The 15400-nt window shown below is 64.7% G+C and carries 9 protein-coding genes; all 9 read left to right on the top strand.

What is annotated here, in order from left to right:
* Nucleotides 1-1168 precede the first annotated feature (1168 nt).
* The 9 genes from AC1VXC_RS16595 (at nucleotide 1169) to AC1VXC_RS16555 (ending at nucleotide 15394) form a co-directional block, all read left to right on the top strand.
* A complete protein-coding gene (locus AC1VXC_RS16595; RefSeq protein WP_481538844.1) occupies nucleotides 1169-3625 on the top strand; it encodes a GH92 family glycosyl hydrolase in 2457 nt (818 codons plus the stop codon).
* A gap of 98 nt (nucleotides 3626-3723) precedes the next feature.
* Complete coding sequence (locus AC1VXC_RS16590; RefSeq protein WP_481538845.1) at nucleotides 3724-4782, top strand: LacI family DNA-binding transcriptional regulator; 1059 nt, start codon at nucleotides 3724-3726, stop codon at nucleotides 4780-4782.
* A gap of 43 nt (nucleotides 4783-4825) precedes the next feature.
* Nucleotides 4826-6133: an L-fucose:H+ symporter permease gene (fucP, locus tag AC1VXC_RS16585; protein ID WP_313173632.1), complete on the top strand. Its 1308-nt coding sequence runs from the start codon at nucleotides 4826-4828 to the stop codon at nucleotides 6131-6133.
* Nucleotides 6134-6139: 6 nt separating this feature from the next.
* Complete coding sequence (locus AC1VXC_RS16580; protein WP_481538846.1) at nucleotides 6140-7135, top strand: carbohydrate kinase family protein; 996 nt, start codon at nucleotides 6140-6142, stop codon at nucleotides 7133-7135.
* Nucleotides 7132-8364: an AGE family epimerase/isomerase gene (locus tag AC1VXC_RS16575; RefSeq protein WP_313173634.1), complete on the top strand. Its 1233-nt coding sequence runs from the start codon at nucleotides 7132-7134 to the stop codon at nucleotides 8362-8364. Before AC1VXC_RS16580 ends, AC1VXC_RS16575 begins: the two co-directional genes overlap by 4 nt.
* Before the next feature lie 256 nt (nucleotides 8365-8620).
* Complete coding sequence (locus AC1VXC_RS16570) at nucleotides 8621-11254, top strand: beta-mannosidase (RefSeq protein WP_313495116.1); 2634 nt, start codon at nucleotides 8621-8623, stop codon at nucleotides 11252-11254.
* On the top strand, nucleotides 11254-12687 hold the full coding sequence (locus AC1VXC_RS16565; protein WP_481527751.1) for a glycoside hydrolase family 47 protein: 1434 nt from the start codon (nucleotides 11254-11256) through the stop codon (nucleotides 12685-12687). The genes AC1VXC_RS16570 and AC1VXC_RS16565 overlap by 1 nt, the downstream gene beginning before the upstream one ends.
* 218 nt (nucleotides 12688-12905) lie before the next feature.
* On the top strand, nucleotides 12906-13565 hold the full coding sequence (locus AC1VXC_RS16560; protein ID WP_481538848.1) for a response regulator transcription factor: 660 nt from the start codon (nucleotides 12906-12908) through the stop codon (nucleotides 13563-13565).
* Complete coding sequence (locus tag AC1VXC_RS16555; protein WP_481538849.1) at nucleotides 13562-15394, top strand: sensor histidine kinase; 1833 nt, start codon at nucleotides 13562-13564, stop codon at nucleotides 15392-15394. The genes AC1VXC_RS16560 and AC1VXC_RS16555 overlap by 4 nt, the downstream gene beginning before the upstream one ends.
* Nucleotides 15395-15400: the final 6 nt, after the last annotated feature.

Genomic DNA, 15400 nt, shown 5'->3' with positions numbered 1-15400 from the left:
GCCATGCTCGGCAAGGGGCCCTACCGGGAATGCTTTCTGCCGAGCATGGCTCGGCACTGCGCTTGGCTCCCTCCCTTTGGCCACAGGCCAAGGGGAGGGCTGGGGAGGGGTTGGCTGCTGGGGCTTTACCGGGAAGGCCTCTGCCGAGCATGGCTCGGCACTACGCTTGTCTCCCTCCCTTTGGCCGCAGGCCAAGGGGAGGGCTGGGGAGGGGTTGGCTGTTGAGGCTTCACCGGGAAGGCCTCTGCCGAGCATGGCTCGGCACTACGCCTGGCTCCCTCCCTTTGGCCGCAGGCCAATGGGAGGGCTGGGGAGTGGGTGGCTTTTGGAGCTTCACCGGGAAGGCCTCTGTCGAGCATGGCTCGGCACTACGCCTGGCTCCCTCCCTTTGGCCGCAGGCCAAGGGGAGGGCTGGGGAGGGGTTGGCTGTTGGGGCTTTACCGGGAAGGCCTCTGCCGAGCATGGCTCGGCACTACGCTTGGCTCCCTCCCTTTGGCCGCAGGCCAAGGGGAGGGCTGGGGAGGGGTTGGCTGTTGGGGCTTTTGGGGCTTGACCGGGAAGGCCTCTTGCGGAGCATGGCTCGGCACTACGCTTGGCTCCCTCCCTTTGGCCGCAGGCCAAGGGGAGGGCTGGGGAGGGGTTGGCTGTTGGGGGCTTTACCGGGAAGGCCTCTGCCGAGCATGGCTCGGCACTACAAGCCCCTCTCCCGTTTACGGGAGAGGGGTTGGGGTGAGGGCGGCCTTCGGGCTTTGCCGGGAAGGCCTCTGCCGAGCATGGCTCGGCACTACAGGGGGTTTTCGCTCCGATGTTGCGCCGCAGAATGCGCTGGGCGAAATGCTCATGCTTTACTTGGATCGATCTAAATTTTGGGCAATGTGATGCGGGGAAAGCAGAAGGGGCTGCGCAGGGCGCGCCTTTGTCTGCCGCAACTCACTGAAAACATTGCTGCAAGCACGCTTTGCATGGCCCGTTGTTCGGTACTCGCACCCACCAGCCGCTGTCGTGACGGCTGTCGGGGCAGGTGCCGGGGCCGCCCGTTTTTGCTGATGCCTGGCATCTCTCCCCATCCCGTTCCCGGATGGGCTGGACATCAGCGGCCCGGCTGGTCCGGGCCACCCTTTGCCGCAATGCCATCCACGCCACACCGACCGACCCAAGGATCCAACGCATGAGCCGATCGCCGACCTTCGCACCTCCCCGCCGCCTGCTGGCAACGGCAGCCTGCCTGCTGGCGCTGGGCGTCGCACCGCTGCTGCAGGCCGCACCCTCGGCTGCGCTGGAACGCGAGGTCAATACCTTCATCGGCAGCAAGGACGACGGCAACACCTTCCCGGGCGCATCGGCGCCGTTCGGCCTGATCCAGGTCAGCCCGATCGGCAGCCACTACTCCGGCTGGCGCTATGACGACGAGAAGATCCGCGGCTTCGGTCATTCCTTCATCTCCGGCGCAGGTTGCTGGGAGCAGGGCGGGCAGGTCTCGGTGTTGCCGGTCACCGGCAGCATCGGTCCCGGTGGTGATTTCGATACCAAGGACCCCAAGCGCTTCGACCACAAGAACTACGCCTCGGCGTACAGCCACGATGGCGAAGTCGGTCAGGCCGGCTACTACAAGGTTCGCCTGACCGATTACCGCGGCATCGACGTGGAAACCACCGCGCTGACCCGCGCCGCCGCCGAGCGCTATACCTTCAGCGCGGGCGTCAGCGAAGGCCAGGTGCTGGTCAATGTGGCCCAGGCCAACGAGCGCCATTCGGTGATCGGCAGCGTCATCGACGTGGTCGGCGACCGCGCGGTGGAAGGCAAGCTGGTCACCAAGAGTTTCTGCGGTGGCCACCAGTACACCACCTGGTTCCGCATCGAGTTCGATCGGCCGTTCAAGGCCCATGGCACCTGGGGTGAGGAAGGCGGCCTGCCCGGCGCACGCCACAGCATGGAAGGCGAAGCCAAGCCCAATGGCGCGTGGTTGAGCTTTGATCTGGCCGGCGGCCGCAGCGTCACCGCTACCAGTGCGATCTCGCATGTGGATGCCGAAGGCGCACGCAACAACCTGCGCAGCGATGGCATGCAGGGCGGCAAGCTGCTGAGCTTCGATCGCATGCGCGCGCTGTCGCAGGCGCAGTGGCGCGAACAACTGGGCAGCGTCAAGGTAGAAGGCGCAAGCGCCGATGATCGCACCGTGCTGTACACCGCGCTCTACCATGCGCTGCTGCAGCCGATGACCGGCAGTGATGCTGACGGTCGTTATCGCGGCTATGATGATGTCATCCATCGCGCCGATGGTTGGACCTACTACGAGTACTTCTCGCTGTGGGATACCTACCGCACGCAGAACCAGTGGCTGGCACTGACCCGCCCGGAAGTCGCGCGCGATATCGGCCGCAGCCTGCTGGCCATCAACGAACAGGGTGGCTGGTTGCCGCGCTGGGGCTATGCCAACTTCGAAACCAATGTGATGACCGGCGACCCGGTGACGCCGTTCATGGTCGACCTGTGGCGCTTCGGCGCGCTGAAGGGGCGCGAGGCGGAAGCCTGGGGCGCGCTGCGCCGCAATGCCTTCGAGATGCCGCCGATCAATTCGCGTATGGCCGGCCGTTCCGGCAATGCCAGCTATCTGTCCAACGGCTATGTGGCCTATGACCGTGCCTTCCCGTCCAAGGGCATGGACGTGGACCCGCACCACGGCGGCTCGGCAACGCTGGAATACGCCCTGGCCGATTGCGCGCTGGCGCAGATGGCCGATGGCCTGGGCCACGCCGACGATGCAGCGACGCTGCGCGCACGCGGTGGCAACTGGCACAAGGTATGGGATGCGGATGTACGCGATGCCGAAACCGGCTTCACCGGCTTCCCGCGTCCGCGTGACGAGAACGGCAAGTGGTATACGCCGGCCAACGGCCAGTACAGCCCGCGCTCGCAGCATGGCTTCCACGAAGGCACGGGTTGGCAATACCAGTGGCTGGTGCAGCAGGACGTGCCCGGCATGTTGCAGGCGATGCATGGTCGCGAGCAGGCCGGCAAGCGTCTGGATGCGTTCTTCGCCTATGACGCGCTGCTGCAGTCACCGCTGACCGCTGCACGCAAGGAATGGGTGGTTGGTCCGTACAGCTATTACAACCAGTACCGCTACAATCCGAACAACGAGCCTGACCTGCATTCGCCGTGGATGTATACGCTGATCGGCCAGCCGTGGAAGACCGCCACCGTGGTTCGCGCGGCGCAGCAGCTGTTCACCAATGCGCCCAATGGCGTCACCGGCAATGATGACCTTGGCACGATGTCGGCCTGGTACCTGTTCAGTGCGCTGGGCCTGTACCCGGCAGTGCCGGGCAGTGGCCAGTTCCTGCTGCATGCACCGCGCTACAGCAAGGCCGAGATCACCCTGGGCAACGGCCGCACGCTGCGCCTGCAGGCGCCGGGCGCCGATCCGCGCAGCCTGCAGTACATCCAGAGCGTGCAGGTTGATGGCAAGCCGCAGCCGGCGGTGTGGCTGGATTGGCAGCGCCTGCAGCAGGGCGGCGATGTGCGCTTCACCCTCGGTGCGCAGGCACCGGAGCAGGGTTGGGGCACCGCACAGGCGGACCTGCCGGTGTCGTACTGCGCCACCCCGGGCAGCGCCCAGCCGTGAGCTCGGGCAGCGCCAAGGCCGGAAAGAAGGGAACGGGCAGCGCAAGCGCTGGCCGTGATCCTTTAGGCTTGGCGCATCCCGGAACCGCAGCGGAAATGATGAAAGACACTTCTACCGGCGCCAAGGGCGCACGCAAGGCTGGCCAACGCGCGGTTACCGTCACCGACATCGCACAGGCGGTGGGCGTGTCGCGGGCGACCGTATCGCTGGTGCTGCGCGGCAGCCCCCTGGTCAATGTCGACACCCGCGCCAAGGTCGAGGCGGAGCTGCGCAAGCAGCGTTATGTGTACAACCGCACCGCTGCAAACCTGCGCCGGCGTACCTCGTCGTCGATCGCGCTGGTGATCAACGATCTGTCCAACCCGTTCTTCGCCGAGTTCGCCTCCGGCGTGGACGAGGCATTGGGTGGCAAGGGCTTCGTGACCCTGCTTGGCAGCACCGGCGAATCACCGCAGCGGCAGCAGGCGGTGTTGAGCACCTTGATGGAACACACGCCGACCGGCTTCATCCTGTCGCCGGCCGAAGGCAGTGATGCCGAAGAGCTGCGCCATGTATTGGGTGCGCATGCGAACGTGCTGCTGTTCAACCGTGAACTGGCCGGCGCGGACTGGGATTTCCTCACTCTGGACAACCAGCACGGCGCGTACATGGCAACCCGTCACCTGATCGAACGCGGTCATCGTGACATCGCCTTCTTTGGCGGGCATGGCGCATCCAGTTCCTGCGCGCAGCGCCGTCTGGGTTACCAGCAGGCATTGAGTGAGGCCGGCTTGCCTTTGCATGCGGACTGGTTGATCGAGTCCGCACCCAACCGTCTGGAAGCGGCTGCACGTACCGGTGAATTGTTCGAATGCGCACAGCGGCCCAGCGCGGCGGTCTGCTACAACGACACGGTTGCATTGGGCCTGATGCTGGGCCTGACCTCGCGTGGCATACGCCCAGGCGGCGACTTCGCCGTTACCGGCTTCGACGATATCTCCGAAGCCGCAGTCGCAGTGCCGCCGTTGACCACGTTGACCGCAGATCCGCGCGAACGTGGCCGGCAGGCTGCAGCCTTGTTGCTGCAGCGCCTGGACAACCCCGATGCAGCACCGATGCGCACCGTCGCACCGGTGCAGCTGCGGATCCGCGAGAGCAGTGCAGCAAGACCAAGCTGACTCCTCAACCCCATTTCCCGATTACCGTATCCAGGCAGCCCACATGCACATACCAACATCGCCGTCATCCACATCAAGCCAGTCGGCGCCCGTGGTCAATACACGTGTGGCCTTGGCGGTGGCGACCACCATCTTCTTCATGTGGGGCTTTCTTACCTGTCTCAATGACATCCTGATCCCGCACCTGAAATCGGTGTTCGAGCTGAACTACACCCAGGCGATGCTGGTGCAGTTCACCTTCTTTGGCGCCTACTTCCTGATGTCGCTGCCGGCCGGTCGTCTGGTGGCGAAACTGGGCTACAAGCAAGGCATTGTGGCGGGACTGGTGATCGCCGGCATCGGCGCACTCGGCTTCTGGCCGGCGGCGGAGCTGCGTGTTTACGGCGCCTTCCTTGCGGCTCTGTTCGTACTGGCGACCGGCATCACCGTGTTGCAGGTGGCCGCCAATCCCTATGTTGCGCTGCTTGGCCCGGAACGCACCAGCTCCAGCCGTCTGACGCTGGCGCAGGCCTTGAATTCACTGGGTACGGCGATCGCACCGATCTTCGGCGGCATGCTGATCCTCGGCAACACGGTCAAGAGCGCCGACGAGCTCAAGGCATTGCCGCTGGCCGAGCAGGTGGCCTACCGCGCGCAGGAAGCGCAGTCGGTACAGGGGCCGTATCTCGGCCTGGCAGTGGCCCTGTTCCTGCTGGCGCTTTTCGTGTTCCTGTTCCGTCTGCCGGCGCTGAGTGAGAACAGCGAGCAGGCCGACAGCGCACGCCACAGCTATGGCGATGCGCTGCGCCACAAGCACCTGCTGTTCGGCGTGCTGGGCATCTTCTTCTACGTGGGCGCCGAGGTCTCGATCGGCAGTTTCCTGGTCAACTACCTGTCGCTGCCCAATATCGGCGGCTTCAGTGAACAGCAGGCCACGCACTATGTGTCGCTGTACTGGACCATGGCGATGATCGGCCGCTTTGCCGGTTCGCTGCTGCTGGTACGCTTCTCGCCGCGCAAGTTGCTGGCGTTGTTTGCGCTGATCAACGTGGGCTTGCTGGCACTGACCATGGGCACCGAAGGTCACGTGGCCTTGTATTCGGTGGTGGCGATCGGCCTGTTCAACTCGATCATGTTCCCGACCATCTTCGCGCTCGGCATCGAGCGCCTGGGGCCGTTGACCAACAAGGCCTCCAGCCTGTTGATCATGGCCATTGTCGGCGGCGCGGTGGTGCCGTTCCTGCAGGGCGTGCTGGCCGACCGCATCGGTGTGCACCATTCATTCGTACTGCCGTTGCTGTGCTACGGCTACATCATTTTCTACGGGCTGGTCGGTTCGCGTACCAGCACCGGCGTTACCCAACAGGACTAAGGCCAGATGGGCAAGATTGTTTGTTTCGGCGAGATTTTGATCGATCTACTAGCGCAGCCGCCGGCCTCGGCGGACACCCCGCGCGCGTTCCTGCAGTACGCCGGCGGCGCCCCTGCCAACGTCGCCGTGGCTGCTGCCCAGTTGGGGGCGAGCAGCCATTTCGCCGGCATGCTGGGCCGCGACATGTTTGGCGACTTCCTGCTGGAGAGCCTGCAGCAGGCCGGGGTCGAGACCGACTGCATCGTGCGCACCGACGCAGCCAAGACCGCGCTGGCCTTTGTCGCCCTGGACGCACATGGCGAGCGCAGCTTCAGCTTCTACCGGCCGCCGGCGGCGGACCTGCTGTTCCGCGCCGAGCACTACCTGTCCGCCTGCTTCGACGACACCGCCTGCTTCCACGTCTGCTCCAACAGCCTGACCGAAGCGGAGATTGCCGCGGCGACGTTTGCAGGCATGGAGCGCGCGCGCGCTGCTGGCGCGGTGGTCAGCCTGGATCTGAACCTGCGCCCGGCGCTGTGGCCAGCAGGTGTCGATCCCACGCCGCGCCTGTGGCAGGCCCTGGAGCGCGCCGACCTCATCAAACTCTCGCGAGAGGAACTCGATTATCTCGCCGCGCCACTGGGCACCGATGGCGAGGCTCAGGTGCTGCAGCGCCTGCTTGCCGCGCAGGCACGCTGGGTGATCATCACCGACGGTGCCGGCACGCTGCGCTGGTACACCCGCCATGGCCAGGGCGAAGTGCCAAGCTTCCGCGTGCACGCGGTGGATACCACCGCTGCGGGTGATGCGTTTGTCGGCGGCGTACTGGTCGGGCTGGTCGAGCGCGGTGGTGCAGGCGCGGGCTTCGCCGCGTTCTGCCAGACCCCGAACGCGATCAATGGCACGCTGCGCTTTGCCGCAGCGGTGGGCGCATTGGCGGTGACCCGCAAGGGCGCCTTTGCGGCAATGCCAACCTTGAACGAAGTACAGCATCTGCTGCAGCAACAGGAAGCCCTCGCATGACCACCACGCCCGATTTCCGCTCCCCAGCCTTCCTGCGCGCGCATATCGCCGACACGATGGCCTTCTACCATCCGCATTGCATCGATCCCGATGGCGGCTTCTTCCATTACTACCGCGACGACGGCAGCATCTACGACCGCAGCCATCGCCACCTGGTCAGCAGCACCCGCTTCGTCTTCAACTATGCGATGGCCTACCGCGAGTACGGCACCGCCGAGTATCTGGATGCGGTGAGGCATGGCGTGCGTTACCTGCGCGAGGTGCATCGCAATCCGGCCACCGGCGGCTACGCCTGGACCTTGCGCGATGGCAAGGTCGAGGACGACATGAACCACTGCTACGGCGTGGCCTTCGTGCTGCTGGCCTATAGCTGCGCGCTGAAGGCCGGCATCGAGCAGGGCCGTGAATGGATGGACGAGACCTGGCAGCTGCTGGAGCGCCACTTCTGGGAGCCGCAGCACGGCCTGTACCGCGACGAAGCCGACGCCAACTGGAACTTCACCGGTTACCGCGGCCAGAACGCCAACATGCATATGTGCGAAGCCATGCTGGCCGCGTTCGAGGCCAGCGGCGAACAACGCTACCTGCAACGCGCACTGCAGCTTGCCGACAACATGACCCGCCGGCAGGCGGCCAAGGCCGGCGGCCTGGTCTGGGAGCATTACGACACCGATTGGAACATCGATTGGGACTACAACCTGGACAATCCCAAGCACCTGTTCCGTCCCTGGGGTTTCCAGCCCGGTCATCAGACCGAGTGGGCCAAGCTGCTGATGATCCTCGACCGTCATGTCGATGCCGATTGGCTGGTGCCCACGGCAAAGCACCTGTTCGATACCGCGGTAACCCGTTCCTGGGATGCGCTGCGTGGCGGCCTGTATTACGGCTTTGCACCGGAATCGCGTCGCCAGCCCAACATGGACGGTGCGGCGATTGGCGGTGACAGCTTTGTCTGCGACGACGACAAGTACTTCTGGGTGCAGGCCGAGTCGCTGGCCGCCGCCGCGCTGCTGGCCAAGCGCACCGGCGATGCCGGCTACTGGGAGTGGTACGAGCGGCTGTGGGCGTACTCATGGCAGTACTTCGTTGATCATCGCTACGGCGCGTGGTTCCGCATCCTCGATGCCGACAACCGCAAGTACGACGACGAGAAGAGCCCGGCCGGCAAGACCGATTACCACACCATGGGTGCCTGCCACGAAGTGTTGAATGTGGTGCGCGAGGTCTGACGAATACTGTTCGTGCAGTGCTCGCAATAATCCAGTCGTCATCCCCGCGAAGGCGGGGATCGCTCTGGCTCCAGGCTCCAGTAGTTGAATTCAGAGCAAGAACAGCTTTTGTTTTTTGGTTTGTCGGCCGTTGCTACTCGGTTTAAAAAAGCGGAAGCAGCACCAGGGAGGAGATGGCATGCAGCAAGCGCATACGAAGTTTGGATCGATACAAATTCTCGCTCAACGCGCATGCCGTGGCCTGTTGCTATGTGCGTTGTCGCTGGCTTCCAGTGCAGCCGTGGCCGCGCCATTGCAGGCGCAATGGCAGTTCCGCCTGCTTCCCGGTGATGCGCAGCTGCAGGCACATCCGGGCATGGATGCATGGAAGCCGGCCACGGTGCCGGGCAGTGTGCATACCGACCTGAGGGCGGCCGGCATGATTGCCGATCCCTATGTGGGCGCTGCGGAAGCGGGCCTGCAATGGATTGGGCTGGGCGACTGGGAATACCGCGCCCGCTTCGACGTGGATGCCGCAACCTTGGCGCGTCCGCATGCCGAGTTGCGTTTCGATGGCCTGGACACCCTTGCCGAGGTCCGCCTCAACGGTGCGCCGCTGCTGAAAGCCGACAATGCGCACCGTACCTGGCGCGCCCGCGTCGATGGCCGCCTGCGCGCGCAAGGCAATGAACTGCAGATCGTGTTCCGCTCGCCGATCCGCACCTTGCTGCCGCAGGTGCAGGCAATGCCGCACAAGATCGCCGGCAACTATCCCTCGCCCTATGGCGATGAGCCCAGGGACGCGATGGTCGGCAACTTCGTGCGCAAGCCGGCCTATCACTTCGGCTGGGATTGGGGCCCGCGCTATGTCACCGCCGGTGTCTGGCGACAGGTGCACCTGGACAGTTGGGATCAGCAGCGCATCACCGATCTGGCAGTACGCACCGAGGCGCTGGATGCGGACAAGGCACGCTTGAGCGTGCTGCTGCAGGTGGAGCAGGCCGATGCCGCCGCCACCCAGCAGGTCGTCATCGATGTGCGTGATCCGGAGGGCAAGCCGGTTGCGCAGGTCACGCGCGAGATCGCACTGCAGCTTGGCGAGAACACGGTGTCGCTGCCGCTGCAGATCGACAAGCCGCGGCGCTGGTGGCCGGTGGGCTATGGCGCGCAGGATCGCTACACCGTGCAGGCGCGGCTGGGTGAGGGCAAGCAGGACGCGCTGACGTCCAGCATCCGCATCGGCCTGCGCAGCGTGCAACTGCAGCGCGAAGAGGACAAGGACGGCGGGCAGGGCTTCGGCTTCGTCATCAATGGCGTGCCGGTGTTCGCCAAGGGCGCAAACGTGATTCCGTTTGATGCCTTCCCGGCACGGGTCACGCGCGAGCGCCTGCGCCGCGACCTGCAGGCCGCACGCGATGCCAACATGAACATGCTGCGCAATTGGGGCGGCGGTTACTACGAAGACGATGACTTCTTCGACATCGCCGACGAACTCGGCCTGCTGGTCTGGCAGGACTTCATGTTCGGCGGCGGCATGCAGCCCGGCTATGACCCCGCGTTCCGCGCCAATGTGGTGGCCGAGGCACGAGACAACATCCGTCGCCTGCGCCACCACCCCAGCATCGTGCTGTGGTGTGGCAACAACGAGGAAGAAACCGCGTGGAAGGATTGGGGCCACGGCAAGACCTTGAAGGAGGCCGACCCGGTGTTTGCCGCGAAGGTCTGGCAGGGTTATGTGGACCTGTTCGGCACGGACCTGCGCAAGGTCGTTGCCGAGGAAAGCCTGGGCGTGCCGTACTGGTCCAGCTCGCCCAGCAATGACCTGGACAGCAAGGCCAACGACTCGCGCCGCGGTGACAAGCATTACTGGGAAGTCTGGGGCAACCCGGCGCTGCCGCCGACGGCTTACCTGAAGGAAACCCCGCGCTTCATGTCCGAGTACGGCCTGCAGGCCTGGCCGCAGCTGTCGACCATCAACGTTTTCGCCACGCCGGAAGAGCAGCAGGTGGATGGGCCGGTGATCCAGGCCCACCAGAAGTTCCTGGCTGGCAAGGGCAATGAGCGCTTGCTGCATTACATCGAGATGGAATTCGGTACGCCGCGGTCATTCCCCGACTTCGTTTACCTGAGCCAGATGATGCAGGCCGAGGGTATTGAGCTGGCGGCACTGCACCACCGTGCCTCGCGTCCGTACACGATGGGCTCGCTGTACTGGCAGCTCAACGATGTGTGGCCGGGCGCGTCCTGGTCCAGCGTGGATTACTACGGCAACTGGAAGGCGCTGAATTTCCACGCACGCCGCTTCTTCGCCGAGGTGGCGGTGGCGGCGCTGCGCGATGAAGGCAGTACCCGGTTCAGTCTGCTCAACGACGGTCGTGCAGAAGTGCAGGGGCAGTGGCGTGTGCGCGTGCTGGATTTCGATGGGCGGGAGTTGCAGCAGCAGCGCAGGCCGATCAGCTTGCCCGCACTGTCGGCCACCGAGGCTGCACGCTTCAGCGACGCCGAGCTGCTGCAGGGCGCAGACCCCAGTCGCAGCGTCGCCGTATTCGAACTGCTGCGCGGTGACGCAGTAGTGGCACAGCGCCTGGTCTACTTCGTTGCCGCCAAACAGCAAGCCTTGCAGCCGGCACAGCTGCACAGCGCGCTGCGTGCCGAAGGTGACCACTACGTGCTGGAGCTGCGCGCCGACACGCTGGTGCGTGGCATCTGGATCGGCTTTGACAAGGCCAACGCCAGCGTCGAGGACAACGCCTTCGATCTGCTGCCCGGCCAGACCCGCACGCTGCTCGTGCGCAGCACCGCACCGCTTTCCACCCTGCGCACAGCCCTGCACCTGCAGACGCTGGGCGACACCCTGCAGTCCCGTCCCGTTGCATCGCAAGACAACGCTTCCGTCGAGAGGATCCACTGATGACCCGTTCCCTGCGTACCGCCCCCCTGGTCGCCGCGCTGATGCTGGCGCTCTCCGCCTGCAGCCAGCAGGCCGCCGCTCCCGCCACCACTCCGGCTGCACCGGCCACAGCTGCTGCTCCGGCCGATGCCGCCCTGCCGGCTGTCGATGACGCCGAAGCCGCACGCATGGCCGAGCAGGTCCGTGAAGCCACCCGCCACGCCTGGCAGGGTTACATGCAGTACGCCAAGGGCCATGACGACCTGAAGCCGCTCAGCGGCCAGCCGCGTGACTGGTATCCCAAGCCGCTGCTGATGTCGCCGGTCGATGCCCTGGACACGCTCCTGCTGCTCGGCCTGGACAAGGAAGCCAACGAAGCGCGCGAGCTGATCGTCACCCAGCTGTCCTTCGACCAGGACATCGACGTGCAGAACTTCGAGGTCACCATCCGTCTGCTCGGTGGCCTGCTGTCGGCCTACCAGATGACCAACGACGAGCGCCTGCTCAAGCTCGCCGACGACCTGGGCACGCGCCTGTCGCCGGTGTTCGACAGCCCGACCGGCCTGCCGTACACCCACGTCAACCTGCACACCGGCAAGACCAGCGGCAAGATCAGCAACCCGGCCGAAACCGGCACGCTGCTGCTGGAGTTCGGCACCCTGGCCAAGCTCACCGGCAAGCAGGCGTACTACGACAAGGCCAAGCGTGCGCTGGTGGAAACCCACAAGCGCCGCTCCAAGATCGGCCTGGTCGGCCTGAACATCAACGTCGAAACCGGCGAGTGGACCAACAAGGACGCCTCGATTGCCGGCGGCATCGACTCGTATTACGAGTACCTGCTCAAGTGCTGGAAGCTGTTCGGCGACGAAGACTGCAAGAAGATGTGGGACGAGAGCATCGGCCCGATCAACCAGTACCTGGCCGATGAATCGCGCGAAGGCGAGCTGTGGTACGGCCACGCCGACATGGATACCGGCGCCCGCACCTCCACCACCTATGGCGCGCTGGATGCGTTCATGCCGGGCCTGCTGGCTCTGGGCGGTGACCTGGATCGCGCCAAGCGCCTGCAGGAATCCAACCTGAAGATGTGGCGCCTGCACGACATCGAGCCGGAGTCGCTGGACTACGCCAAGATGGAAGTGCGCTCGCCGGGCTACGCCCTGCGCCCGGAGATCGTCGAGTCCGCGTACTACCTGCACCACTACACCGGTGACGCACGCTACCGCGGCATGGGCAAGGAATTCTTCGATGACTTCGTGCGCTACACCCGCACCGATCATGGCTTCGCCGCGCTGAAGGACGTCCGCAGCAAGGAGAAGGACGACTCGATGGAGAGCTTCCTGTTCGCCGAGACGTTCAAGTACTACTACCTGCTGTTCGCCCCGGCCAAGACCCTGGACTTCGACGGCATCGTCTTCAACACCGAAGCCCACCCGCTGCGCCGTACCTGGTAAAGCCAAGCAGTTGCAACGCTTGAGCCCCTCTCCCGCACGCGGGAGAGGGGTTGGGGTGAGGGCAGCTTGTGCCCTTGGACTTCCTCCCCTTGGTTGCCAATGTGGAAAGGCTGGGCGTTGCCAGACTGCCCTAACCAGCTTAAGCGCCTGCCCCCCATCACAAGCCAACCGTAAGACCACGCTAAACTCCGCCACAACGGAGACCATGGCGGGGGCCGATGGAGCTGTCTTCCATCCTGATCATCGACGACGACGCAGCTTCGCTGGCGAGGCTGGTCAGGCTCGTGTCCGAATTACTGACGGACCAACAGACACGCATTCACACCGCCGACAGCCTCGGCAGTGCCCTTGTCCTCCTGCAAGCCCATCAGTTCGACCTCGCCCTGGTCGACATGCAACTACCCGACGGCACCGGCATCGAACTTGTCGGATGGATGCAGCAGCATGTGCCGCAGCTGCAAGCAGTGATTGTGTCCGCGTTTGCGGAGGAAGAGAGCATCTTCGCTGCATTGCGCGCCGGCGCCGCAGGCTACCTGCTCAAGGACCGGGAGGACATCGAGCTGACGGTTGCACTGCGCAGCCTGCAACGTGGCGGCGCGCCGATCGACCCGATGATCGCGCGGCGCATTCTGTCCTTGCTGCCCGTTGTGCAGGCACCGGTTGCTGCACCGGCAACGCCAAGCGTGCACCTGTCCGAGCGCGAACTCGGCATTCTCAACCATGTCGCGCAAGGCTATGGCAATCGCGAGATCGCCGAGTTGCTGGGGCTCTCCCGGCTGACCATCGAGGCGCACACCCGCAATATCTATCGCAAGCTTGCGGTAGGTTCGCGGACCGCAGCGGTATACGAAGCCCGTGCGATGGGATTGCTGCCTTGATCCGCTGGCTGCTGCTGGTGCTGTTGTCGGCGTGCGCGGCCCTCGCCCATGCACAGGCAACGGAGGTCATCCGCATTGCCCATGCAGAGGCGGTGCGCGCGGACTGGCAGTCGCCCGCAGCGCCCGTGCAAGGCTGGGTGCAGGTGCCATTGGCTGACCAGTGGCAGACCCGCTGGCCGGATCATGATGGGGTGGTCTGGTATCGACTGCGTTGGCAGCAAGGGGACGCGGATCAGCCCACTGGATTGCTGTTGGATTACACCTGCATGGCTGCCGCGGTCTACCTCAATGGCAGCCTGATTGATCGCGATCCCTCGCTGGTCGAACCGCTGTCACGCAGCTGGCATGTGCCGCGCTATTTTCTGTTGCAGTCGCCGTTGCTGAAACAGGGCGAGAACGAACTGCTGGTGCGGGTTTCTGGCCTGGCGGCCTACCAACCTTCGCTGGGGGTGGTGGATGTAGGCGACCCGCAGGCCTTGCAGGCACGCTTCCGCAAGGAGGTTTTCGTCCGCCATGACCTGCAGGTGCTGGATAGTGCGATTGGTTTCGTGCTGGCGGCAGTGATCGGCATGTTCTGGCTGCTGCGGCGCAAGGAGTCGATGTATGGCTGGTATGCGTTGAGCGCGGTGTTCGGACGCCTGTACGACAGTAATTTTTTTGCCAGCAGCCCGTGGCCGTTCCCTACCACCGATGGCTGGCAAGCCTTCATTGGTGCCTGCTACGTGGCCGGCGCTGCTGCCCATACTGTCTTCCTGCTGCGGTTCTGCGAGCGGCGCTGGCCGCGTTTGGAGCGCGTGTTGCTGGCCATTGCAGTGCTGGTGATGGCGGGTGCCTTGCTGTGGCCGCAATGGATGGGGCCGAACCGCAACCTCTACCTGGTGCCGACCATTGCCTTCCTGTACGCGGTGTCGTTTACCTTCATGGGCTATGCGTTGCGCAGTGGCCGGCGTGATTACCAGGTGCTGGCGTTGTGCATCATCCTGCCGATTGCGGTCTCGCTGCATGACCTTGGCGTGTACATGGGTTGGTATGGTGGCGTCAGCTACCTGGGTTCGTTCACCTCACCGCTGATGCTGCTCGGCATGGGCTTCGTGCTGGCGTACCGCTTCGCCAACACCATGCAGCGGGTGGAAGGCTTCAATGCCGAGCTGCGCAATGAGGTGCAGCTGGCCACCACGCAGTTGGCGGACAACCTGCAACAGCAGCATGCCTTGGAACTGGCCCATAGCCGCGCCGGTGAGCGTCTGCAGCTGGTGCGTGACCTGCACGACGGTTTCGGCGGCACCCTGGTAGGTGCCATCGCCCGCCTGGAACAGGCGCCGGAGGACATGCCGCGGCAGGAGGTCATCGGCGTGCTACGCGAAATGCGTGATGACCTGCGCCTTGTGATCGACAGCACCGCCCGCGAACAGGCGGATCTGACCGAGTTGCTGGCGCCGCTGCGCCACCGTACCAGTGGCTTGCTGGATGCGGTGGACATCCAGGCCCACTGGCACCTGCAGGACATCGATGGCATCGAGCTGGGTGCCAGCCGCAGCCTTGACCTGTTGCGGCTGCTGCAGGAAGGCCTGACCAATGTGTTCAAGCACAGCAACGCGCAGCGCGTGGACGTCTATCTGCGCAGGCAAGGCGACCAGCTGCAATTGCATATCGACGACGACGGCGTTGGTCTGGCGCAGGGCGCTGACGGCGTGGTTGCGGCGCGTACAGGGGCAGGGTTGGCCAGCATGCGGTTGCGCGCCCGTAGGCTCGGTGGTGAGCTGCAGGTATCACCTGCTGACAACGGCACGGGTACCCGGCTGGCACTGGTGCTGCCGCTGATGGCGTGACCGTCC

Source organism: Stenotrophomonas sp. STEN033, assembly GCF_056856655.1.
Note: the sequence above shows the minus strand (reverse complement) of the source record. Positions and strands in the feature narration are given on the sequence as shown.